At 60.0% G+C, this 21,228-nt stretch carries 25 protein-coding genes and 1 pseudogene; 19 read left to right on the forward strand and 7 right to left on the reverse strand.

From position 1 onward, the window contains the following. Nucleotides 1-22 precede the first annotated feature (22 nt). Together OXH74_RS15275 and OXH74_RS15280 are read left to right on the forward strand one after the other, a co-directional pair. Nucleotides 23-502: a TlpA disulfide reductase family protein gene (locus OXH74_RS15275; RefSeq protein ID WP_375737752.1), complete on the forward strand. Its 480-nt coding sequence runs from the start codon at nt 23-25 to the stop codon at nt 500-502. A gap of 4 nt (nt 503-506) precedes the next feature. Then, on the forward strand, nt 507-782 hold the full coding sequence (locus OXH74_RS15280; RefSeq protein ID WP_375737753.1) for an acylphosphatase: 276 nt from the start codon (nt 507-509) through the stop codon (nt 780-782). Nucleotides 783-828: 46 nt separating this feature from the next. Here the strand turns inward: OXH74_RS15280 and OXH74_RS15285 are convergent, their stop codons facing one another. Continuing rightward, nucleotides 829-1,779, reverse strand: coding sequence for a hypothetical protein (locus OXH74_RS15285; protein WP_375737754.1), 951 nt, complete (start codon nt 1,777-1,779; stop codon nt 829-831). Between the two features lie 14 nt (nt 1,780-1,793). Further along, a complete protein-coding gene (locus OXH74_RS15290) occupies nt 1,794-3,509 on the reverse strand; it encodes a proline--tRNA ligase (protein ID WP_375737755.1) in 1,716 nt (571 codons plus the stop codon). Between the two features lie 114 nt (nt 3,510-3,623). On the opposite strand from OXH74_RS15290, the gene OXH74_RS15295 reads away from it, so the two are divergent. After that, a complete protein-coding gene (locus tag OXH74_RS15295) occupies nt 3,624-4,031 on the forward strand; it encodes a PaaI family thioesterase (RefSeq protein WP_375741626.1) in 408 nt (135 codons plus the stop codon). 102 nt (nt 4,032-4,133) lie between these two features. Here OXH74_RS15295 and OXH74_RS15300 read toward each other — a convergent pair whose 3' ends face one another. Continuing rightward, on the reverse strand, nt 4,134-5,471 hold the full coding sequence (locus OXH74_RS15300; RefSeq protein WP_375737756.1) for an OprD family porin: 1,338 nt from the start codon (nt 5,469-5,471) through the stop codon (nt 4,134-4,136). A gap of 824 nt (nt 5,472-6,295) precedes the next feature. On the opposite strand from OXH74_RS15300, the gene OXH74_RS15305 reads away from it, so the two are divergent. Beyond that, complete coding sequence (locus tag OXH74_RS15305; protein ID WP_375737757.1) at nt 6,296-6,721, forward strand: HIT family protein; 426 nt, start codon at nt 6,296-6,298, stop codon at nt 6,719-6,721. Nucleotides 6,722-6,724: 3 nt separating this feature from the next. Continuing rightward, on the forward strand, nt 6,725-6,931 hold the full coding sequence (locus tag OXH74_RS15310; protein ID WP_375737758.1) for a SlyX family protein: 207 nt from the start codon (nt 6,725-6,727) through the stop codon (nt 6,929-6,931). A 56-nt stretch (nt 6,932-6,987) separates the two neighbouring features. Here the strand turns inward: OXH74_RS15310 and OXH74_RS15315 are convergent, their stop codons facing one another. The 4 genes and pseudogenes from OXH74_RS15315 to OXH74_RS15330 form a co-directional block, all read right to left on the reverse strand. Beyond that, nucleotides 6,988-7,212 carry a cold shock domain-containing protein gene (locus OXH74_RS15315; protein ID WP_215377083.1) on the reverse strand — a complete coding sequence of 75 codons (225 nt, stop codon included), beginning with the start codon at nt 7,210-7,212 and terminating at the stop codon, nt 6,988-6,990. A 57-nt stretch (nt 7,213-7,269) separates the two neighbouring features. After that, a pseudogene (locus OXH74_RS15320) lies at nt 7,270-7,614 on the reverse strand (cold shock domain-containing protein membrane protein); the annotation flags it as partial. Between the two features lie 146 nt (nt 7,615-7,760). Then, nucleotides 7,761-8,828, reverse strand: a complete 1,068-nt coding sequence (locus OXH74_RS15325; protein ID WP_375737759.1) for a GGDEF domain-containing protein — start codon at nt 8,826-8,828, stop codon at nt 7,761-7,763. A 107-nt stretch (nt 8,829-8,935) separates the two neighbouring features. Next, nucleotides 8,936-9,406, reverse strand: coding sequence for a Dps family protein (locus OXH74_RS15330; protein WP_215376749.1), 471 nt, complete (start codon nt 9,404-9,406; stop codon nt 8,936-8,938). 369 nt (nt 9,407-9,775) lie between these two features. Here OXH74_RS15330 and OXH74_RS15335 point away from each other — a divergent pair, with 369 nt between their 5' ends. From OXH74_RS15335 to queE, 14 genes are all read left to right on the forward strand, one after another. Further along, the gene (locus tag OXH74_RS15335; RefSeq protein WP_375737760.1) at nt 9,776-10,045 is read left to right on the forward strand and encodes an FmdB family zinc ribbon protein; all 270 of its coding nucleotides are present in this window, start codon (nt 9,776-9,778) and stop codon (nt 10,043-10,045) included. A 43-nt stretch (nt 10,046-10,088) separates the two neighbouring features. Next, nucleotides 10,089-11,864 carry an aspartate--tRNA ligase gene (gene aspS, locus OXH74_RS15340; protein ID WP_375737761.1) on the forward strand — a complete coding sequence of 592 codons (1,776 nt, stop codon included), beginning with the start codon at nt 10,089-10,091 and terminating at the stop codon, nt 11,862-11,864. Nucleotides 11,865-11,927: 63 nt separating this feature from the next. Next, on the forward strand, nt 11,928-12,677 hold the full coding sequence (locus OXH74_RS15345; RefSeq protein WP_215376738.1) for a YebC/PmpR family DNA-binding transcriptional regulator: 750 nt from the start codon (nt 11,928-11,930) through the stop codon (nt 12,675-12,677). Between the two features lie 100 nt (nt 12,678-12,777). Beyond that, on the forward strand, nt 12,778-13,302 hold the full coding sequence (gene ruvC / locus OXH74_RS15350; RefSeq protein ID WP_375737762.1) for a crossover junction endodeoxyribonuclease RuvC: 525 nt from the start codon (nt 12,778-12,780) through the stop codon (nt 13,300-13,302). A gap of 21 nt (nt 13,303-13,323) precedes the next feature. Next, nucleotides 13,324-13,929: a Holliday junction branch migration protein RuvA gene (gene ruvA, locus OXH74_RS15355; protein ID WP_375737763.1), complete on the forward strand. Its 606-nt coding sequence runs from the start codon at nt 13,324-13,326 to the stop codon at nt 13,927-13,929. Between the two features lie 6 nt (nt 13,930-13,935). Continuing rightward, nucleotides 13,936-14,988 carry a Holliday junction branch migration DNA helicase RuvB gene (ruvB, locus tag OXH74_RS15360; RefSeq protein WP_215376729.1) on the forward strand — a complete coding sequence of 351 codons (1,053 nt, stop codon included), beginning with the start codon at nt 13,936-13,938 and terminating at the stop codon, nt 14,986-14,988. 92 nt (nt 14,989-15,080) lie between these two features. Next, complete coding sequence (gene ybgC / locus OXH74_RS15365; RefSeq protein ID WP_375737764.1) at nt 15,081-15,527, forward strand: tol-pal system-associated acyl-CoA thioesterase; 447 nt, start codon at nt 15,081-15,083, stop codon at nt 15,525-15,527. Nucleotides 15,528-15,529: 2 nt separating this feature from the next. Continuing rightward, a complete protein-coding gene (tolQ, locus tag OXH74_RS15370) occupies nt 15,530-16,225 on the forward strand; it encodes a protein TolQ (RefSeq protein WP_215376723.1) in 696 nt (231 codons plus the stop codon). Between the two features lie 34 nt (nt 16,226-16,259). Beyond that, nucleotides 16,260-16,718 (forward strand): protein TolR, encoded by a 459-nt coding sequence (gene tolR, locus OXH74_RS15375; protein WP_215376720.1) that lies wholly within the window; start codon nt 16,260-16,262, stop codon nt 16,716-16,718. After that, a complete protein-coding gene (gene tolA / locus OXH74_RS15380) occupies nt 16,718-17,728 on the forward strand; it encodes a cell envelope integrity protein TolA (RefSeq protein WP_375737765.1) in 1,011 nt (336 codons plus the stop codon). Before tolR ends, tolA begins: the two co-directional genes overlap by 1 nt. Then, nucleotides 17,725-19,029, forward strand: coding sequence for a Tol-Pal system beta propeller repeat protein TolB (tolB, locus tag OXH74_RS15385; RefSeq protein ID WP_375737766.1), 1,305 nt, complete (start codon nt 17,725-17,727; stop codon nt 19,027-19,029). The genes tolA and tolB overlap by 4 nt, the downstream gene beginning before the upstream one ends. A 62-nt stretch (nt 19,030-19,091) precedes the next feature. Next, nucleotides 19,092-19,589, forward strand: a complete 498-nt coding sequence (gene pal / locus OXH74_RS15390) for a peptidoglycan-associated lipoprotein Pal (RefSeq protein WP_215376711.1) — start codon at nt 19,092-19,094, stop codon at nt 19,587-19,589. Between the two features lie 6 nt (nt 19,590-19,595). Then, complete coding sequence (gene ybgF, locus OXH74_RS15395; RefSeq protein WP_375737767.1) at nt 19,596-20,423, forward strand: tol-pal system protein YbgF; 828 nt, start codon at nt 19,596-19,598, stop codon at nt 20,421-20,423. A gap of 126 nt (nt 20,424-20,549) precedes the next feature. Continuing rightward, nucleotides 20,550-21,197 (forward strand): 7-carboxy-7-deazaguanine synthase QueE, encoded by a 648-nt coding sequence (queE, locus tag OXH74_RS15400; protein WP_375737768.1) that lies wholly within the window; start codon nt 20,550-20,552, stop codon nt 21,195-21,197. The last annotated feature ends 31 nt before the right edge of the window (nt 21,198-21,228 follow it).

Here is a 21,228-nt window from a genome sequence, read left to right on the forward strand (position 1 = left end):
CGTGTGCACGAGGATAAAAAGCATGGGATCGCGACTCCGGGTTGCAATTGGGGCTTTCGTGCTGACCTGCGCCAGCCTGTTCCTGGCTGGTTGCTCGGACGATGTCGGTGTCGATCAGCATGGTCAAAAGGTAGCGGCTGAGCGCCTTGAAGGCCAGTGGCTCGTCATCAATTACTGGGCCGAGTGGTGTGCTCCATGTCGCACGGAAATCCCCGAGCTGAATGCATTTGCCGTGGCGCAGCGTGACAATGGTGTGAAAGTATTGGGGGTGAACTTCGATGGCTTGCAAGGCGATGAGCTAAGCCAGGCAGCCGAGAAAATGGGCATCAGCTTCACGGTCCTCGCCGAGGACCCCGCCAAGCGTTTTGAGCTGCCACGTAGTGAGGCCTTACCTGTTACTTACATCATCGATGCTCAAGGAAAGGTGCGTGAGCGGCTTCTCGGGGAGCAGAGTGCTGCTGGCTTGACCGCAAAGCTCGAAGCTCTACGCAAAGGGGGATAGGACAGTGGCAAGAATCTGCCTGCATGGCTACGTAAGCGGCAAGGTCCAGGGCGTTTACTACCGGCAATCGGCGCAGGAGCAGGCGGATCGCCTGGAGTTGGATGGCTGGGTGCGCAACCTGGCTGACGGGCGGGTGGAGGTGCTGATAGAGGGCGAGGAGTTGGCTGTGCGGGAGTTGGCCAGTTGGCTGGAGCAAGGCCCCGCGGGGGCCGATGTCAGTGCTGTGGAGCTCCAGCAGCAGCCTTTGCAGGGGGTTGCTGGTTTCATCGTGCGCCGTTGAGGGCGCTCGAATCGATGGGCGGGATGCTGTTCCTGTGAGGGGCTGTTCAGTCCGATTCGCCCGGGTCAGCAGCGATTCGCCCGGCGTCCTTCATCAAGGACTGGAGAAATTCCTGCTGCAGTTCCGGGTCATTGCGGGTCAATTCGATCAAGCTCTGTTCAAGCTCACTGGCCTCTTCCTCCATGCCCAACTCGGACAGACGCTTGACCCTGTGCACCCACTGCGGCACTTCATCATCTTCGAGGTCTTCGAAGATCAGCGAGTGGGCTTCACCTAACTTGCCGCGCAGACTATGGCTGACCATGAGCGTGGCATCGGCGCGTGCATTGTCCAGTGGGTCCTCGACGCTCAGCTGAAGCTTGCCGATGCGGTTGATGTCCTGTTCAGCAAACGGGCCGTCGAGCAGGTTGAGGCGCAGTATGCCATTGCGATCAGTGAGCAGTTCGTGGGTTTGCGCGCCCGCCTTGACCAGCACTGGCCGCTCCGCCCAGGGGAGGCTGGAGTATTCCATGCGCTTATCCAGCTGCTTCTCGTCGAGGCTGGCCAGGTTCTGCTCCGAGCGGCCGTTGGACTCGACGTTCATCGCCGGGTTGAGGCCGGCAAAACCGTAGCTGATCCAGTCCTTGGTGGCCGTATCCGGCAGGCTGCCGAGCAGGACGACGTTGAGCGCGTTGGCGCCGATACCCGCCACCACCGCTACCGCACCAAGTGGTACCTCGTAGAGCTCGCGCCAGGGCTGGTAAGGGGTGTAGCGGTCGTAGTGACGGCTTACCTCGAACTCGGTGACTTCGAAGGTCTTCTGCTCAATGATCCGAATGCGCCGTTGTGGCAGTTCCAGCACCTGGGGTTCGCCTGCATCGATCTGCAAGCTGTGATTGAGCAATTTACGCTCGATGCGCTCTTCGTGTTCGCTACGCTGCGGCAAGTGATTTGCGCAACCGCTGACGAAGAGGGCGCCGCACAAGGCGGCGCCGGCAAGGCGATGGGAACTACACATGGGCATTTTATCGATCAGCGATTTGTGCGGGTGGTAATGAAGGAAAGCGCTTCTGCGACCGGGATAGCCTGGCTATCTGATTCGCGGCGGTTCTTGTATTCCAGGGTGCCTTCGGCCAGGCCGCGTTCGCTTACCACGATGCGGTGGGGAATGCCGATCAACTCCATGTCGGCAAATTTGACGCCGGGGCTGGTCTTCTTGTCACGGTCATCGAGCAGAACTTCGATGCCCGCGGCGCGCAGGTCAGCGTAGAGCTTGTCGGTAGCTTCCTTGACTGCGGGAGTCTCGTACTTCAGCGGGACCAGAGCGACCTGGAAGGGGGCCAGGGCGTCCGGCCAGAGGATGCCGCGATCGTCGTAGTTCTGCTCGATTGCGGCAGCGACGACGCGCGACACACCAATGCCGTAGCACCCCATGATCAGGGTGACCGGTTTGCCTTGCTCGCTCAGGACGTTGAGCTTCATGGCTTCGCTGTACTTGGTGCCCAGCTGGAAGATGTGCCCGACTTCGATGCCGCGCTTGATCACCAGAGTGCCGTTGCCGTCCGGGCTAGGGTCGCCGGCTACGACGTTACGCAGGTCAGCCACTTCCGGCAATGGCAGGTCGCGATCCCAGTTGACGCCGAAGTAGTGCTTGTCATCGATATTGGCGCCGATGGCGAAGTCGCTCATCAGGGCCACGGAGCGGTCGACGATGCAGGGCAGCGGCAAGTTGAGCGGGCCCAGCGAGCCAGCGCCAGCGCCGATTGCCTGGCGCAGTTCAGTCTCGCTGGCGAATACCAGCGGGTTGGCTACCTGGGCCAGGTTGGCGGCCTTGATTTCGTTCAGTTCGTGGTCGCCGCGGACAATCAGAGCGACCAGGGTGCCTTCTTCCGCGCCATGCACGACGAGGGTCTTGATGGTCTTCTCAATCGGCAAGCCGAACTTTTCCACCAGGTCGGCGATGGTCTTGGTGTCCGGGGTGTCGATCAGGCGGAGGTCTTCGCTGGGAGCGGCGCGCTCCTTCTCGCGAGGCAGTGCCTCGGCCTTCTCGATGTTGGCGGCGTAGTCGGAGCTGTCGCTGAAGGCGATGTCGTCTTCGCCCGAGTCTGCCAGCACGTGGAACTCGTGGGAGCCAGTGCCGCCGATGGAGCCTGTATCGGCAAGTACGGGGCGGAAGTCCAAGCCCAGGCGGCTGAACACATTGCAGTAGGCCTGGTGCATGCGGTCATAGGTTTCCTGCAGCGACTCCTGGTTCATGTGGAAGGAGTAGGCGTCCTTCATGATGAACTCGCGGCCGCGCATCAGGCCGAAGCGGGGACGGATCTCGTCGCGGAACTTGGTCTGGATCTGATAGAAGTTGATCGGCAGTTGCTTGTAGCTGTTCAGCTCATTGCGCGCCAGGTCCGTGATTACTTCTTCGTGGGTCGGGCCGACGCAGAATTCGCGGTCATGGCGGTCATGCAGGCGCAGCAGCTCGGGACCGTATTGCTCCCAACGGCCGGACTCCTGCCAGAGCTCGGCAGGCTGCACAGCTGGCATCAGCACTTCCAGCGCGCCTGCGGCATTCATCTCCTCGCGGACCACGGTTTCGACCTTGCGCAGCACACGCAGGCCCATCGGCAGCCAGGTATACAGGCCGGAGGCGAGCTTGCGGATCATGCCTGCCCGCAGCAGCAGTTGGTGGCTGATCACCACGGCGTCGGAGGGGGTTTCCTTGAGGGTTGAGAGCAGGTACTGACTGGTACGCATGTTTGGCCGTTTTGTCGGTTGCGATAGGGTTGAATGGCTCGGCATTGTACGGCGCTGATCAAGTGGCGTACAGGATTGCGGTCCTGGAAACGGAGGAAGCAGGGGATGGACAGACTGACGGCGGAGCAGGTTCAGGCGCTTATACGTGCAGGCGTCCCGATGGCGGACGATATGGACTTGCGTATTGATCGGCTTGATGAGCGTGGAGCTCTGGCACGGGTACCCTTCCAGGCCAAACTGGTGCGCCCGGGAGGGACGCTATCCGGCCCGACGATCATGGCGCTGGCCGATGCGGCCATGTATGCGGTGGTGTTCGGGAGCCTTGGCCGGGTGGAGATGGCCGTGACGTCCAACTTGAACATTAACTTCCTGGCCAAGCCGAAACCGGTCGACCTGATTGCCGAGGCCCGCATACTGAAGCTGACTCGAAGGCAGGCCGTGTGTGAGGTGTCGTTATTTTCCGCAGGGGAGGAGGGCGAGCTTGTGGCTCATGTAACGGGAACTTACGCGTTACCTCACTAAATGATCCTGTTTGATTTATGACTGGCTTCTATATATGCGTTCAAAAAAGAAGCCCGGCTAGGCCGGGCTTCTTTTGAGCGTCTCGAATAACCGAAGCTGGAATTACAGGATATCCAGCGGGTACTCGGTGATCAGACGGATTTCGTCGTTGGCAGTACCGCCAGCGGAGCCGAAGAAGGCCATGTCGCTGTTGGCGCGCCAGCTGGCGTGACGAACGCGGAAGGACAGGTCCTTGGCGGCGCCTTCCTGAACCACGTACTTCATCTCGATGTCACGTTCCCATTCCTTGCCATCGTCACCGATTGCGCCGGCGAATGCGCCGTTCGGGTCGGCCTTGGTGCCGTCGACGTCGTCACCGGTGATGTAACGAGCCATGAAGCTCAGGCCGGGAACGCCGTACTCAGCCATGTTCAGGTCGTAGCGAACCTGAATCGACTTCTCGTTCGGGCCGTTGAAGTCGGAGTACTGAACCGAGTTGGCCAGGAAGATGGAGTCGCCGGAGTTCTGGCCGTCCATCGAGATGTAGTCGAACGGCTCGTCGCCATTCACCTTCTGGTAGGCCAAGGTGAACTTGTGCGCGCCGATGGAGTAAGCGGCAGCAGCGGACCAGGCGGTGCTGTCGAGGTCGCCGGCCAGGGCTTTGCCTTCGTCCAGGGTGCGGTAGACGTTGAAGTCAAGGTTCAGGGCTTGGCTGTCGCTGAACGGAATGTTCCAGTTCAGGTTGCCGTAGTACTGATTCCAGATGTCTTCCAGTTCCGACCCGTACACGCTGGCGGTGACGTTGTCGCTGAAGGCGTAGGAGCCGCCCACGTAGTCGGCGCTGTCGCTAGCGATGCCGGTGTAGGTGGTGGTGATTTCGCCGTGGCTGTTGGTGGAAGCACTGCCATCGCGAATGGAAGTGAAGTGGCCGGCGTCGATGTTCAGGCCTTCGATCTCGCTGCTCAGCAGCTGGAAGCCCTCAGCGGAGCCTGGGAACAGGCGAGCGGTACCGGTGGCGAAGACCGGGGCGGTCGGGAACAGGTTGCCGTACTTCAGCTGGGTGTTGGAAATCTGCGCTTTGACAGCGCCGCCAGCGTAGGAGTATTCGTCCTGGGAGCGGCCATCGCTACCGGTGGGCAGCAGGCCAGTTCCGTTGGTGCCGTTACCGCTGTCGAGCTTCAGGCCCAGCATGGCATGGGCATCAACGCCAAAGCCAACGGTGCCTTGAGTGAAGCCGGACTCGTACATGGCGCTGATGCCGTGCGCCCACTCTTTGCGGTAGTTCTGGCTGGTCGAGGGGTTGTTGCGGAAGTCGCGGTAGAAGAAGAAGTTCTTGTTCAGCAGGGTCAGGTTGCTGTCTTCTACGAAGCCCTTGGACTCGGACTGGCTGGACGCTACTGCCAATTGAGTGGTGCCCGCAGCAACGGCCAGGGCGATAACGCTCCACTTCATCACTTGCATTGTGATTGCTCCTTTGGTTTTGAAGATTCTCGCCGCTTTCTTATATATGGAAGGCGGTTCTTTCTTTTTGTGTCGGCGCTAACTTATAGCACGACGAAAATTATGGCGATAGTTGAAACCCGGTCCTTACGATTTCTTCACGACGCTGTCGCAATTTGAGAAGGGTTGTGTCGCATATTTGTAGGTTTTTGCCGTACATCCTTTCATCCCCAGGCCCTTGAAGCGGGACCGATGGCTCTCCACTGATCTCGACGCCGCCTGGTCTTTGACCTCCAGTTGACTAGCAACAACCGTGCACAAACTCTTGCTCGCTCAGGAAAAAAATTCTGACTGGTGCCCGGGCGGCCCCGTAAGGGTATCAGTTTGTGTTGATGTGCTGCGCTGGAATGGGTTTCTGGGGCAGGCTTTCCGGTTGGGTCGAGGGAGGATCCGGGCTTGACATGGCGTAGGGTGATTGATCCCGATTGCTTGTCCCTGATTGCTGTGCACAAAGACGTAACCTTGCTGTGGCGACTCGTAACGAAAAGGGTCGATGTGGGCTGTTTTGGTGCGCAGAGTAACGTCAATGTCTCGTTGCTGTTCCTTCGGCATCGGGCGAGTGCGTATGCGTGGATGCTGGTTCGAGTGTATCAGCGGTATGGCCGTGAGCGATGTTGGGCAGTAAGCCTTCTTATATAAGGAGGGCAACTCGGAACCTTTCGAGTTTCGTTTCGGGGTGGCATTGGCTTATGCTGCGCGCGCTCCGGCTTACCGATCTCACTGCTTTGCTGGTGGTTGCTGGAGGACTAAGCTCAACACTCACGCAGTCGAACAGGAGAGTCAGTATGTTCGCCCTGGATCCGAGGCTTCAGAAGGACACATTGGTCATTGGCGATTTTCACCTGTGTCGTCTGCTGTTGATGAACGATGCGCAGTACCCCTGGTTCATTCTGGTGCCGCGTCGGAATGAGGTCAGCGAGCTGTTCCAGCTCAGTGATGAGGACCAGCAGCAATTGTGGCGTGAGTCGACATTCCTTGCTGAAACCCTGAAGGACACCTTCCGCGCCGATAAAATGAATGTGGCAAGCCTTGGCAATGTCGTCAGTCAGTTGCACATGCATGTCATTGTTCGTCGACGTGATGACGTGAGTTGGCCTGCTCCAGTGTGGGGGCGCCATCCGGCTCAGCCCTATAGCGATGAGCAGGTGGCCGCAATTTGCACCAAGCTGCGTCTGGTGCTGACGGACGACTTCCGTTTTTGTGAGGGGTGAGCCATGAGCCTGGAAATGCGTATTGCGGAGCTTGAAAGCCGTTTGGCGTTTCAGGATGACACTATCCAAGCCCTCAACGATGTACTGATCGCTCAGCAGCGCGTTGTCGATCGGATGCAGTTGCAACTTACCGCGCTGGCCAGGCGCCAGGAGGAATTGCTCAGTCAGTTCGGTTCGGTCGAAGATGAGGCGCCGCCGCCTCACTATTGATCGGCTCTCATGAAAAAGCCCGCCATTAGGCGGGCTTTTTCGTGTCATTGACCTATTCAGCGTCGGGTGGGCTGAGCGGCGATTACGTCCTCCGCTTGCAGGCCTTTGTCGCGTTGAATGACCGAGAACTCAACGCGCTGTCCTTCGATCAGCACGCGGTGGCCTTCGCCTCGGATGGCGCGGAAATGCACGAAGATATCGTCCCCTGAGTCTCGGGAGATGAAGCCGAACCCTTTGGAGGTGTTGAACCATTTCACTGTGCCGGTCTCGCGATTGCTCATGTCCTGGGAGAGGAGGGCAGTCTGTGTGACTTTGCGCAGGTTGACTCCCAGGTGCAGTGCGATTGCCAAGATCGCACTAGAAATGCTGATCAGGATGGCGGGTTGTTCACTGATGGTGGTCAGTGGTGCCAGAAGGATCAGCGTTTGCAGAATGACAGACAGCACCAGAAGTGCGGAAACCAAGCTCTGGAGCTGGTTGCGAGAGCCTTTCGACCACGCTGGAACGACGGGGGCCAGTAGAAGGTTGAGCAGGCCGAACAGGGCCAGGTAGACGGCATCCGGTTGTTGCAGGTAAGGCAGGGTATCGGCACGCAGGCTTGGGATGAAAGACAAAAACAAAGCAGCAGCGCCCGTCAGGAGATGGACGATTTTCAAGATGTTCAATGGGCTCACCTTCGACATGAATCATCAGCGGAAGAGCCGTGTCTGCCTGAAACCCAGGAGCAGTCTGGGCAAGAAATGGACGCAGACACTGGCCTATGCCGCAATCCTGGTATTGAGATCGCAGCACGGGGCGTATTTAACAGCAAAGGGCTGGGGTTCTCAATTCAAGCGCTTGGCACCGGCTCCTTGATTGCCGGATGAACCTGGTTGCGTCCATTGCGCTTGGCTTGGTAGAGCGCATCGTCGGCGCGGGTTATCAGGGTTTCCACCGTATCGCATGGCTCGGCCAGGGCCATCCCGAAGCTGGCGGTGATGGTGTCCAGCACCTGATCGGTACGCCGCACCTTCACTCGAAGTGCCTGAACCTTGCTACGTAGCTGTTCGGCAAAGTTGCGTGCCACTTCGAGGTCCTTGCAGTCACGCAGAATGATGCAGAATTCCTCGCCGCCGTACCGCGCGGCCATGGCGCGAGGGGGGAGCAGGTCGCGCAACAGTTGTCCCACGTGTTGCAGAACACGATCGCCCAGGGGGTGGCCGAACTGGTCGTTGAACTGTTTGAAGTGATCGATATCGAGCATTACCAGGGCAAGGCCCTGATGCCCATTGTTGAGTGATTGCTCGAGCAGGCGGGTGAATGCCTGCCGATTGAAGACTTGCGTCAGACCATCGAGCGTTGCAGCCAGTTGAGCGCGCTCCAGCTGATTGCGCAGGTGCTGGATTTCTGACTGGGCGGCGCGGAGTCGATACAGGAACTGCTCCTGCTGCTCTTGCATGACCTGGGTGCTTTGTTGCAGCTGGCTAAGCACGTTTGGGAGGTCGTCGATGATCGGTTCGTGCAGCGCGGCCAGGCCTGCAGCGAGGCTGGTCTGATAGGAATGACTGCCACTGACGCTGCGCGAAACGTCGCCCTCGATATCGTCGACCAGATCGATGACCTGCTGCTGCCCTGTGCGAGCCTCCTCAAGCTCTCCGCGGATGATGTAGTCGCGAAACAGCTTCAGGGCAGAGTCGGGCGGAAAGACGTCGAAGTCACTAACGATCTTGTCGAGGCGACGATTCAGATCGGGCATCATGCCCTTGCTGTAGGTGTACCAAAGTGCATAGTGCACTGGGTTTGGGGGTATTGCGTGGCGCACCATCAGCGGCACGGCTTGCTTTAGCAGGTCGGCGGCTTCTCGGGTTTCTTCGGGGTAAAGCTCAAGCAGCGACGGAGGTTTCGGAGGCTGGCTCATGCACTTCACTGTTGCGATTTTTCGAGTTGGCAGAGCATAGAACAGCGAGGCTCTCGTCGCATAGCGGAAGGCCCGGAAAACCGGGCTTTCCGTAGTGGTTGGCTAGCTCAGGCTGCCAGGAGGCTGCGCAGCATCCAGGCGGTTTTCTCGTGCACTTGCATACGCTGGGTCAGTAGGTCCGCAGTGGGTTCGTCGCTGACCTTGTCCAGCAGCGGGAAAATACCGCGCGCTGTGCGTACGACCGCTTCCTGGCCCTGGACCAGTTGCCTGATCATGTCCTCGGCACTGGGGACGCCTTCCTCCTCTTTGATGGAGGACAGTCGGGCATAGGCAGCGTATGTTCCCGGAGCCGGGAAGCCCAGTGCGCGAATGCGTTCGGCGATGGCATCCACCGCCAGGGCCAGTTCGTTGTACTGCCCTTCGAACATGAGGTGCAGCGTGTTGAACATGGGGCCTGTGACATTCCAGTGGAAGTTGTGGGTCTTCAGGTAGAGGGTATAGGTGTCAGCCAGCAGGCGAGACAATCCTTCGGCAATGGCTGCGCGGTCCTGCTCGGCGATTCCAATGTTGATTTCCATACCAGTTCTCCTCTGGGTAGCTGCGGGCTTGGCTGGCCCGGTGATGGCCACAGACTAGCACAGGCTGATTGCGGCTCGGCCTTGGCTTGAGTCAATGGAGGCAATGGTTAGAAGTAATTGGCAGGCCTTGGATTCAACCATTTTCTGGTGCGGCGGGGGCTGATTGAGCTGGAGCTGCTTCCGGCAATCGGTGCTTGCCTGGAGGGGCTAGCGGATCCGGCCAGTTGTCGTTGCGCCTTGTTGTGTCGGGTGGCTGGTTGGTATGGGGTGAGGGGCGGCTGCGCCGCGGCGATTAAACCTATATAATCGCGCGCTTTGCCGCCTAGCCTCGGCTTGCGGCTCGTTTGCACCGATGACCGGAGTCGGCAGATGCCTATTTATGAGTATCAGTGCGCTTCCTGTGGCCATCAGCTGGAAGCGATCCAGAAGTTCAGCGATGCACCGTTGGTCGATTGTCCGACCTGCAAGGCGCCCGAGTTGAAGAAAATACTCTCCTTGCCAGGGTTCCGCCTCAAGGGCGGGGGCTGGTACGAGACTGACTTCAAGACCGGCGCGAAGAAGAACCTGGCCGCTGGCGATGCCGCCCCGGCCTGTCCGGCAGGTGGCTGTGTCGCCGCTGGATGTTCCGCCGCTGACTGAGCGGCCCGACGAATTCAAGACTCAAGAGAAGCGAAACACGACCATGATGCGCAGCCACTATTGCGGCCAACTGAACGAGAGCCTGGACGGCCAGGAAGTCACCCTCTGCGGATGGGTACACCGTCGCCGTGACCACGGTGGGGTCATTTTCCTCGATATCCGCGATCGCGAAGGCCTGGCCCAGGTGGTTTTCGACCCGGACCGCGAAGAAACTTTCGCTCGGGCTGACCGCGTGCGCAGTGAATATGTCGTCAAGATCACCGGAAAGGTGCGTCTGCGCCCGGCCGGCGCAGTCAATCCGAACATGCCCTCTGGCGCCATCGAAGTGCTTGGCTACGAGCTGGAAGTGCTGAACCAAGCCGAGACTCCGCCGTTCCCGCTGGACGAATACTCCGATGTGGGCGAGGAGACCCGCCTGCGTTACCGCTTCATCGACCTGCGCCGCCCGGAAATGGCCGCCAAGTTGAAGCTGCGCTCAAGCATTACCAGCAGCATCCGTCGCTACCTTGACGAAAACGGTTTCCTCGATGTCGAGACGCCGATCCTGACCCGCGCAACTCCAGAGGGCGCGCGCGACTATCTGGTGCCGAGCCGCACCCATGCGGGCAGCTTCTTCGCTCTGCCGCAATCTCCGCAGCTGTTCAAGCAGTTGCTGATGGTTGCTGGCTTTGACCGTTACTACCAGATCGCCAAGTGCTTCCGTGATGAAGACCTGCGCGCCGATCGCCAGCCGGAATTTACCCAGATCGACATCGAGACCAGCTTCCTCGATGAAAGCGACATCATGGGCATCACCGAGAACATGATCCGCAAGCTGTTCAAGGAGGTGCTGGGCCTGGAGTTCGATGAGTTCCCGCACATGACCTTCGAAGAGGCCATGCGTCGCTACGGTTCCGACAAGCCGGACCTGCGCATTCCGCTGGAGCTCGTCGACGTTGCCGACCAGCTCAAGGACGTCGAGTTCAAGGTGTTCAGTGGCCCGGCCAACGATCCGAAAGGCCGCGTTGCCGCCCTCCGTGTGCCGGGCGCTGCCAGCATGCCGCGGAGCCAGATCGACGACTACACAAAGTTTGTCGGCATTTACGGCGCCAAAGGCCTGGCCTACATCAAGGTCAATGAGCGCGCCAAAGGCGTCGAGGGCCTGCAGTCACCGATCGTCAAGTTCATCCCTGAGGCCAACCTCAACGTGATCCTCGATCGCGTGAACGCTCAGGATGGCGACATCGTGTTCTTCGGCGCCGACCGCGCCAAGGTCGTCAGCGAAGCCCTGGGCGCACTGCGCATCAAGGTCGGCCATGACCTGAAGCTGCTCACGAAGGAGTGGGCGCCGATGTGGGTCGTGGACTTCCCGATGTTCGAAGAAAACGACGACGGCAGCCTGACTTCGTTGCACCACCCTTTCACCTCGCCCAAGTGCTCCCCTCAAGAGCTGGAAGCCAATCCGGCTGCCGCCCTGTCCCGTGCCTACGACATGGTGCTGAACGGTACTGAACTGGGTGGCGGCTCCATCCGTATCCACGACAAGTCCATGCAGCAGGCGGTATTCCGGGTGTTGGGCATCAGCGAAGAAGAGCAGGAAGAGAAGTTCGGCTTCCTCCTCGATGCCCTGAAGTTCGGTGCTCCGCCGCATGGTGGCCTGGCCTTCGGTCTGGATCGCCTGGTGATGCTGATGACCGGCGCCCAGTCGATCCGCGAAGTGATCGCCTTCCCGAAAACCCAGAGCGCTGCATGCGTCATGACCCAGGCGCCGGGCGCCGTGGATGCCAAGGCTCTGCGTGAACTGCATATTCGTCTGCGCGAGCAGCCGAAGGCCGAGTAAGTCGAATCAACCCGGGCGGCGCCTGTTGCGCGCCGCCCCGTCACGAAGAGTACGGAGTGAGTTATGGCTGGTCATTCCAAATGGGCCAACATCAAGCACCGCAAAGAACGCCAAGATGCCAAGCGCGGCAAGATCTTCACCAAGCTCATTCGTGAGCTGACCGTGGCCGCCAAGCATGGCGGCGGCAACCCGGCGGACAACCCGCGTCTGCGCCTGGCTGTCGACAAAGCGCTGACCGCGAACATGACTCGCGACACCATTGACCGTGCCATCGCCCGTGGCGCCGGCTCCAATGACACCGACAACATGGTCGAGCTGAGCTACGAAGGCTATGCGCCGAGTGGTGTGGCCATCATCGTCGAAGCCATGACCGACAACCGAAACCGGACTGCGGCCGAAGTGCGTCATGCCTTCAGCAAGTGCGGTGGCAACCTGGGTACCGATGGTTCGGTTTCCTACATGTTCGATCGCAAGGGCCAGATCAGCTATGCCCCTGGCGTGAACGAAGAGGCCCTGATGGAAGCGGCTCTCGAAGCAGGTGCGGACGATGTAGTGGCTGAGGAGGACGGCTCGGTCGAGGTCTACACCACCTTTGCCGATTTCCTTTCGGTCAACGAAGCGCTAACCGCAGCGGGCTTCAAGGGTGACGAGGCCGAAGTGGCGATGATCCCCTCGATCAGTGCGCCTGTCGCTGACCTCGAGACAGCCCAGAAAGTCTTGAAACTGATTGACATGCTGGAAGATCTCGACGACGTGCAGAACGTCTACCACAACGCCGAGATTCCTGACGAGATCATGGAGCAGCTCGGCTGATCGACACCGGTCACCTGAGTCTGGAGGGCCGGAAGCTGGCTGCGCTGTTGCAGGTGCCGCCACTTCCGGCTCTTGGCTTTCTGTCTCGAGTTCCTCATTTATGACTCTGATACTTGGCATCGACCCTGGCTCCCGCATCACTGGCTATGGCGTTGTGCGCGATACCGGTCGTGGCTGTGAGTACGTGGCTTCCGGCTGTATACGGACGGGCGCCGGTGTGCTGCATGAGCGGTTGCAGATTGTCTTTCGCGGCGTGCGCGAGGTGATCCAGGCCTACGGCCCGGTGACGATGGGCATCGAGCAGGTATTCATGGCGCGCAATGCGGACTCCGCCCTTAAGCTGGGCCAGGCTCGTGGCGCCGCGATTGTGGCGGCTGCCGAGGAAGGGCTGGAGATTGCCGAATACACCGCCAGTCAGGTCAAGCAGGCCATTGCCGGAACCGGCGGGGCCGACAAGCAGCAAGTGATGATGATGGTCATGCACCTGCTGAAGCTGGTACAGAAGCCGCAGATCGACGCATCCGATGCCCTGGCTATTGCCTTGTGCCATGCGCACCACCGGCAGAGCCTCATTCCCCATGGCCTGGCAAGTGCCAAGCGCCGTGGTGGTCGGCTTCGTTTGTAACCTCTTCAAAGGACGTTATTCGTGATTGGACGCCTGCGTGGCACCTTGGCGGAAAAGCAGCCGCCGCACCTGATACTCGACATCAACGGCCTTGGCTACGAGGTGGAAGTGCCGATGACGACCCTTTATCGCCTGCCATCGGTGGGCGAGCCGGTGACTCTGCACACCCATCTGGTGGTGCGTGAGGATGCCCACCTGCTTTATGGCTTCTTCGAAAAGCGCGAGCGCGAGCTCTTTCGCGAACTGATCCGCCTCAACGGAGTGGGGCCGAAGTTGGCCTTGGCTCTGATGTCGGGCCTGGAAGTGGATGAGTTGGTACGCTGCGTGCAGGCTCAGGATACCTCGACCCTGGTGAAAATCCCGGGCGTCGGCAAGAAGACCGCTGAGCGCCTGCTGGTGGAGCTGAAGGACCGCTTCAAGGCCTGGGAAAGTATGCCGGCCATCGCCACCCTGGTGGTCGAGCCTCGCGGCGGTGTGGCAGTCTCCACCGCGGAGAATGATGCCTTGAGTGCGCTGGTCGCCCTCGGCTTCAAGCCGCAAGAGGCCAGTCGCGCAGTGTCCTCCGTCAAGGAAGATGGGCTGTCGAGCGAAGAAATGATTCGTCGCGCCCTGAAAGGGATGGTGTAAGCAACCATGATTGAAGCCGACCGCCTGATCACCGCCAGCAGCCGCGACCGTGACGAGCAACTGGATCGCGCCATTCGCCCGCTCCGGTTGGCCGACTACATAGGTCAGCCGGTGGTGCGCGAGCAGATGGAGTTATTCATCCAGGCCGCCAAGGGGCGTAGCGAAGCCTTGGATCACACCTTGATCTTCGGTCCGCCCGGCCTCGGCAAGACGACCTTGGCGAACATCATTGCCAGCGAAATGGGGGTGTCGATCAAGAGCACCTCTGGGCCGGTATTGGAGCGCCCGGGTGACCTGGCGGCGCTGCTGACCAACCTGGAGGCAGGCGATGTGCTTTTTGTTGACGAGATCCACCGCCTCTCGCCCATCGTCGAAGAAGTGCTCTATCCGGCGATGGAGGACTTCCAGCTCGACATCATGATCGGCGAAGGACCTGCGGCCCGCTCCATCAAACTGGACCTGCCGCCCTTTACCCTGGTGGGCGCCACAACGCGTGCTGGCATGCTGACCAATCCGCTGAGGGATCGTTTCGGTATCGTCCAGCGCCTGGAGTTCTACAACACGCAGGACCTGTCCACCATCGTCAGCCGTTCCGCTGGCATCCTTGGCTTGCCGATCGAGGCTGAGGGGGCCTTCGAAATCGCCCGGCGCGCGCGCGGTACGCCGCGTATCGCCAACCGCTTGCTGCGTCGGGTGCGGGATTTTGCCGAAGTGCGCGGCCAAGGACATATCACCCGCACCATCGCCGACAAGGCCCTGAACCTTTTGGATGTGGATGAACGTGGCTTCGACCATCAGGACCGGCGTCTACTGCTGACCCTGATCGACAAGTTCGACGGCGGCCCGGTAGGCATCGATAGCCTGGCTGCAGCCATCAGCGAGGAGCGTCACACCATCGAAGACGTGCTGGAGCCCTACCTGATTCAGCAGGGCTACATCATGCGCACGCCAAGGGGGAGGGTAGTGACCCGTCATGCCTACCTGCACTTCGGGCTGAATGTGCCCAAGCGCATGGCCGATAACCCGACCGCTGATCTCTTCGAAGCGGGTGACGAATAGCGAAGTCCGTGGTCAAAGCGGTCTTCAGGAACCACGGACGGAAAAAACAGTTGCCTGCCCGGATTGGCAACCTTTGGAGTAAGCACTAGAGTATGCGCGCGCAAAATGGGGCCCAGCCTTTCCAGCATCGTTGCCGTGTCTATTACGAAGACACCGACGCTGGCGGCATTGTCTATTACGTCAACTACCTCAAGTTCATGGAGCGGGCTCGAACCGAGCGTCTGCGAAGCCTGGGCTTTGCCCAGTCAGAGCTGGCCGGAGAGAACCTGCTGTTCGTCGTGCACTCGGCTGAAGCCCGTTATTTCGCGCCAGCCAAGCTCGATGACGAGTTGGATGTCAGTGCTGAAGTGATCGAGTTGAACCGTGCCAGCCTGCGATTTCGTCAACAGGTCAGGCGCATCGCTGATAATGCGCTGCTTTGCGAAGGGCAGTTCCTGGTCGCCTGTGTGCGTACCGACAGTTTGAAACCCCGGGCGATTCCCGAAGTGCTGCGTTCGGCCTTCGCTGTCGACCCGGGTCTATCCCCAGCAGGAGATTAAGCGTGGAAGCCAACGTCGTCGACCATACCTCCATGTGGAGCCTGATCAGCAACGCCAGTATCGTGGTGCAGCTGGTGATGCTGACCCTGGTGGCCGCATCGGTCACCTCCTGGATCATGATTTTTCAGCGCAGCAACATGCTTCGCGCTGCCAAGAAGGCCCTGGAAACCTTCGAAGAGCGCTTCTGGTCGGGTATTGACCTGTCCAAGCTCTATCGTCAGGCGGGCAGCAACCCCGACCCGGACAGCGGCGTGGAGCAGATTTTTCGCGCCGGCTTCAAGGAGTTTTCCCGCCTGCGCCAGCAGGCCGGTGTAGACCCGGATGCGGTCATGGAAGGTGTTTCCCGAGCCATGCGCGTGGCGATCTCCCGAGAAGAAGAAAAGATCGAGCAGAGCCTGCCCTTCCTGGCGACTGTGGGCTCCACCAGTCCCTACATCGGCCTGTTCGGCACCGTCTGGGGGATCATGAACTCCTTCCGTGGTCTGGCCCAGGTCCAGCAGGCCACCCTCGCCACTGTAGCTCCGGGTATCGCCGAAGCGCTGATCGCCACCGCCATCGGCTTGTTCGCCGCGATTCCCGCTGTTATCGCCTACAACCGTTTTGCCGCTCGCGGCGAAACCCTGATCGGTCGCTACTACACCTTCGCCGACGAGTTCCAGGCGATCCTGCACCGTAAGGTGCACACCAGCGACGACTGAGGCGCAGGTACCCCGAGAGGATAGGTTTCAAGTCATGGCCAGAATTCGCCACAAACGCAAACCGGTCGCCGAGATGAACGTGGTGCCTTACATCGACGTGATGTTGGTACTGCTGGTGATCTTCATGGTCACCGCGCCCATGCTCAATCAGGGCGTCAAGGTCGACCTGCCGAAAGTCTCCAGCGAGGCACTGCCGCAGGACAACAATGCTCGGGTCCTGACCATCTCGATCAAGGCCGATAAGTCCTATTTCTGGAATATGGGCGAGGAGGTCGATACCGATCAGGGCAAGAACAGCGACACCGCTGTATCCCTCGACCAACTGGTGACTGCAGCTTCCGGGATCATGGCCGAGAACAGCCGCCAGGGTAAAACCGTCCAGGTGTTCGTGCGCGGCGACAAGTCGGTCGACTACGGCGCCGTCATGGCGGTCATGGGTGGTCTGCAGAAGGCTGGCGTGGCCAACGTCGGGCTGATTACCGAGGCGCCCTGATGCAGCAGCAGAGCGAACGCTCCTCCTCGGAAAGCTACTTCTGGCCGACCGTCTGGGCCGTGGGTCTTCACGTCCTGATGTTCGGCATGCTGTTCGTCAGCTTTGCCTTTACCCCCGAGTTGCCGCCATCCCGGCCGATCGTGCAGGCCACCCTGTACCAGCTGAAATCGCAGAGTCAGGCGACGACGCAGACCAACCAGAAGATCGCCGGCGAGGCCAAGAAGACGTCCGCTCCCCAGTTCGAAACCGAGCAGATGGAGCAGAAAAAGTCCGACGAGCAGAAGGTTGCAGCGGCCAAGGCGGCGGAACAAAAGAAAGCCGATGAGGTTCGAAAGGCCGAGCAGGCGAAGAAGGTCGAAGAAGCCAAAAAGGTAGCCGAAGCCAAAAAGGTGGAGGAGACCAAGAAGGCAGAAGAGAAGAAGCTGGCCGATATCGCCAAGAAGAAAGCCGAAGAGCAAGCCAAGAAGAAGGAAGCTGAAGAGGCCAAGAAAAAGGCCGCGGAAGAGGCGAAGAAGAAAGCTGTAGCCGAAGCCGCGAAGAAAAAGGCTGCCGAGGAAGCCAAGAAGAAAGCTGCAGCGGAGGCCGCCAAGAAGAAAACGGCTGAAGAAGCCAAGCGCAAGGCCGCAGAAGACAAGAAGGCCGCTGCATTGGCGGAACTGCTGTCCGAGGACGTTGGGCGTCAGCAGGCATTAGCCGATGAAGTCGGCGACCAGGTTGCCGGCAGCCTCGATGATCTGATCATCAAGCTGGTCAGTGACCAGTGGCGTCGTCCGCCTTCGGCTCGTAATGGCATGAGCGTAGAAGTACTGATCGAGATGCTGCCCGACGGCACCATCACCAATGCCAGTGTTACTCGCTCCAGCGGCGATGCGCCGTTCGACAGCTCCGCCGTGAGTGCGGTGCGCAGTGTCGGGCGCATTCCCGAGATGCAACAACTGGATCGCGCTACCTTTGACCGGATGTACAGGCAGCGCCGCATCATCTTCAAACCGGAGGATTTAGGTCTGTGAACACGCTGATTCGTATCGTCCTGCTCGGAGTGGCCATGCTGGTTGGCTCCGTCCAGGCCGCTGACCCGCTGGTAATCACCAGCGGTACTGACCGGGCGACCCCCATCGCCGTGGTGCCGTTTGGCTGGCAGGGCGGCTCCGTGCTGCCCACCGACATTTCCGACGTGGTTGGTAACGACCTGCGCAACTCCGGCTATTTCGAACCTATCCCGCGGCAGAACATGATCAGCCTGCCGACCCAGGCCAGCGAAGTCATTTACCGCGACTGGAAAGCCCTGGGCGCCCAGTACGTGCTGGTGGGCAGCATCGTCCCGGCCGGTGGCCGCCTGCAGGTGCAGTTCGCTTTGTTCAACGTCACTACCGAGCAACAGGTCATGGCGGGTAATGTCAGTGGCTCCACTGACCAGTTGCGCGACATGGCGCACTACATTGCCGATCAGTCGTTCGAAAAGCTCACCGGCATCAAGGGCGCCTTCTCCACTCGCATGCTCTATGTGACTGCTGAGCGTTTTTCGGTAAACAATACCCGCTACACGCTGCAGCGTTCCGACTATGACGGCCAGCGCGCCGTGACCCTGCTGCAGTCGCGTGAGCCGATCCTGTCGCCGCGTTACGCGCCTGATGGCCGCCGCATCGCCTATGTTTCCTTCGAGCAGAAGCGTCCGCGCATCTTTATCCAGCATGTAGACACGGGTCGCCGCGAGCAGATCACCAACTTCGAAGGGCTCAACGGCGCGCCGGCCTGGTCGCCGGAAGGCAATCGACTGGCTTTCGTGCTGTCCCGTGATGGCAACCCGGAGATCTATGTGATGGACCTGGGTAGCCGTCAGCTGCGTCGTGTGACCAACAACATGGCGATCGATACCGAACCCTTCTGGGGGGCTGATGGCCAAACCATCTATTTCACTTCCGACCGTGCCGGCAAGCCGCAGATCTACAAGACCAGCATCGGCGGTGGCGAAGCGCAGCGCGTGACCTTCGTGGGTAACTACAACGCCAACCCGAAACTGTCGGCTGATGAAAAGATGCTGGTGATGATCCATCGCCAGGACGGCTTCACCAACTTCAAGGTCGCCGCCCAGGATCTGACCCGCGCCGGCTCGGCTCCGCGCATCCTTTCCGGCACTTCTCTGGACGATTCGCCCACTGTTGCGCCTAATGGCACCATGCTAATCTACGCAACTCGCCAGCAGGGCCGGGGCGTGCTGATGCTCGTGTCTACAAACGGGCGCGTACGTAATCCGATTCCCACAGTTCAGGGCGACATTCGCGAACCGTCCTGGTCGCCGTACCTGAACTGAAGCGGTTACCCAAAAAAAATACCTTTTGCTAAACACACCTGGGGTTCATTAGGAGTTACATGATGGAAATGCTGAAATTCGGCAAATTTGCTGCTCTCGCACTGGCCATGGCCGTAGCTGTTGGTTGCTCGTCCAAAGGCGGCGAAGGCACTGGCGAAGGTGCCGTTGACCCGAACGCTGGCTACAACGCTGGCGGTAGCGGCGTAGATGGCAGCATGAGCGAAGAAGCCGCTCTGCGCGCTATCACCACCTTCTACTTCGAGTACGACAGCTCCGACCTGAAGCCGGAAGCCATGCGCGCTCTGGACGTACACGCCAAGGACCTCAAAGGCAACGGTGCTCGCGTCGTTCTGGAAGGCCACACCGACGAGCGCGGTACCCGCGAGTACAACATGGCTCTGGGCGAGCGTCGTGCCAAGGCAGTTCAGCGCTACCTGGTCCTGCAGGGCGTGTCCCCGGCTCAGCTGGAACTGGTTTCCTACGGCGAAGAGCGTCCGGTTGCCACTGGCACCGACGAGCAGTCCTGGGCGCAGAACCGCCGCGTAGAACTGCGCAAGTAATTCGCCATGCGCAAGTGCCGTCGTGCTTTGACCTTCTTGGCCCTCTCCAGCCTGCCGTTCGCAGCGCTGGCTGAGGTTCCCGTGGTGGACAATGATGCTGCCGTCTACGGTGGCACCTATCCGCCTGCCGGTTACGGCACGGCTGGCGCCTACGCCGGGACGGGGGCTTCGGCCCCTGCCTCTGCCCCAGTCTCGGCGCAGGGCGAGCTATTCATGCAGCTCCAGCAGATGCAGGAAGAAATTTCCCGTCTGCGAGGAATGCTTGAGGAGCAGCAGTACGAGATTCAGCGAATGAAGCAGGAAAACCTGGAGCGTTATCAGGACCTGGATCGTCGTCTTTCCGGAGGTGCCGCAGCTGGCGCGCCGGCTACTCTGAATACTCCTCCCGCTGGCGCACCCGCAGCCGGCAGCGCCCCGGCGCCTCAGCAGCCCGCAGCCAGTGCTGAGCCCGGCGATCCGGCCAAGGAAAAGCTGTACTACGACGCTGCCTTCGACCTGATCAAGACCAAGGACTTCGATAAGGCTAGCCAGGCGTTCAACGCTTTCCTGCGCAAGTACCCCAATAGCCAATACGCCGGTAATGCCCAGTACTGGTTGGGCGAAGTCAATCTGGCCAAAGGTGACCTGCCGGGTGCGAGCCAGGCGTTCGCCCGCGTTGGCCAAGCCTATCCGCAACACCCCAAGGTACCTGATTCGCTCTACAAGCTGGCGGATGTCGAGCAACGCATGGGCAACACCGCCAAGGCGAAGACTATTCTCCAGCAGGTCGTCGCGCAGTATCCTGGCAGCTCTGCCGCCCAGCTGGCGCAGCGCGATCTGCAACGTCTTCCCTGATCCTGATTCAGCGATCAAGAAAACCCGCGCTCGTCGCGGGTTTTTTCGTTAGAATCCCCGTCCTCTAACCCTCCTTTCCCGCAACGGAGGCGGATGGCCTGTTTCGCCGTCACGCCCGTGGCTGATATGCAACATACCCTGCGAATTACAGAGATTTTCTACTCGCTGCAGGGGGAAACACGTACCGCCGGCCTGCCGACGGTTTTCGTGCGCCTCACCGGCTGCCCCCTGCGCTGTCAGTATTGCGATACCGCCTATGCGTTCAGTGGCGGTGAGATCATGACGCTCGACACCATCCTCGAGCAGGTAGCGAGCTACAAGCCTCGCTATATCTGCGTCACTGGTGGTGAGCCACTTGCCCAGCCCAATTGCATCCCGTTGTTACAGCGCCTCTGCGATGCGGGCTACGAGGTTTCCATCGAGACCAGTGGCGCCCTTGATGTGTCGGCGGTGGATTCGCGCGTCAGCAAGGTCGTTGACCTGAAGACGCCAGGTTCGGCCGAGGTCGGACGCAATCGCTATGAGAACATCGCACACCTGACGCCCAATGATCAGGTGAAGTTCGTCATCTGCTCGCGCGAAGACTACGACTGGGCCGTTTCCAAGCTTATCGAGTACGGGCTGGACCAGCGGGCTGGCGAGGTCCTGTTCTCGCCAAGCCACAAGCAGGTGGACGCCCGAGAGCTGGCGGACTGGATCGTCTCCGACAACCTGCCTGTTCGGCTGCAGTTGCAGTTGCACAAGATTCTCTGGAACGACGAGCCGGGTCATTGATCGAGCCCGGTTGCGCACCATTCCAGTCCTT

This window comes from Metapseudomonas boanensis (assembly GCF_042232855.1).
GTDB lineage: Bacteria > Pseudomonadota > Gammaproteobacteria > Pseudomonadales > Pseudomonadaceae > Metapseudomonas > Metapseudomonas boanensis.

Bases quoted from the DNA above. Each gene is read 5' to 3' on its own strand.
- OXH74_RS15275 (WP_375737752.1), top strand. From the start codon at position 23: ATGGGATCGCGACTCCGGGTTGCAATTGGGGCTTTCGTGCTGACCTGC.
- OXH74_RS15285 (WP_375737754.1), bottom strand. From the start codon at position 1,779: ATGTGTAGTTCCCATCGCCTTGCCGGCGCCGCCTTGTGCGGCGCCCTC.
- OXH74_RS15290 (WP_375737755.1), bottom strand. From the start codon at position 3,509: ATGCGTACCAGTCAGTACCTGCTCTCAACCCTCAAGGAAACCCCCTCC.
- OXH74_RS15300 (WP_375737756.1), bottom strand. From the start codon at position 5,471: ATGCAAGTGATGAAGTGGAGCGTTATCGCCCTGGCCGTTGCTGCGGGC.
- OXH74_RS15305 (WP_375737757.1), top strand. From the start codon at position 6,296: ATGTTCGCCCTGGATCCGAGGCTTCAGAAGGACACATTGGTCATTGGC.
- OXH74_RS15310 (WP_375737758.1), top strand. From the start codon at position 6,725: ATGAGCCTGGAAATGCGTATTGCGGAGCTTGAAAGCCGTTTGGCGTTT.
- OXH74_RS15315 (WP_215377083.1), bottom strand. From the start codon at position 7,212: ATGAGCAATCGCGAGACCGGCACAGTGAAATGGTTCAACACCTCCAAA.
- OXH74_RS15325 (WP_375737759.1), bottom strand. From the start codon at position 8,828: ATGAGCCAGCCTCCGAAACCTCCGTCGCTGCTTGAGCTTTACCCCGAA.
- OXH74_RS15330 (WP_215376749.1), bottom strand. From the start codon at position 9,406: ATGGAAATCAACATTGGAATCGCCGAGCAGGACCGCGCAGCCATTGCC.
- OXH74_RS15335 (WP_375737760.1), top strand. From the start codon at position 9,776: ATGCCTATTTATGAGTATCAGTGCGCTTCCTGTGGCCATCAGCTGGAA.
- aspS (WP_375737761.1), top strand. From the start codon at position 10,089: ATGATGCGCAGCCACTATTGCGGCCAACTGAACGAGAGCCTGGACGGC.
- OXH74_RS15345 (WP_215376738.1), top strand. From the start codon at position 11,928: ATGGCTGGTCATTCCAAATGGGCCAACATCAAGCACCGCAAAGAACGC.
- ruvC (WP_375737762.1), top strand. From the start codon at position 12,778: ATGACTCTGATACTTGGCATCGACCCTGGCTCCCGCATCACTGGCTAT.
- ruvB (WP_215376729.1), top strand. From the start codon at position 13,936: ATGATTGAAGCCGACCGCCTGATCACCGCCAGCAGCCGCGACCGTGAC.
- ybgC (WP_375737764.1), top strand. From the start codon at position 15,081: ATGCGCGCGCAAAATGGGGCCCAGCCTTTCCAGCATCGTTGCCGTGTC.
- tolR (WP_215376720.1), top strand. From the start codon at position 16,260: ATGGCCAGAATTCGCCACAAACGCAAACCGGTCGCCGAGATGAACGTG.
- tolA (WP_375737765.1), top strand. From the start codon at position 16,718: ATGCAGCAGCAGAGCGAACGCTCCTCCTCGGAAAGCTACTTCTGGCCG.
- pal (WP_215376711.1), top strand. From the start codon at position 19,092: ATGGAAATGCTGAAATTCGGCAAATTTGCTGCTCTCGCACTGGCCATG.
- ybgF (WP_375737767.1), top strand. From the start codon at position 19,596: ATGCGCAAGTGCCGTCGTGCTTTGACCTTCTTGGCCCTCTCCAGCCTG.
- queE (WP_375737768.1), top strand. From the start codon at position 20,550: ATGCAACATACCCTGCGAATTACAGAGATTTTCTACTCGCTGCAGGGG.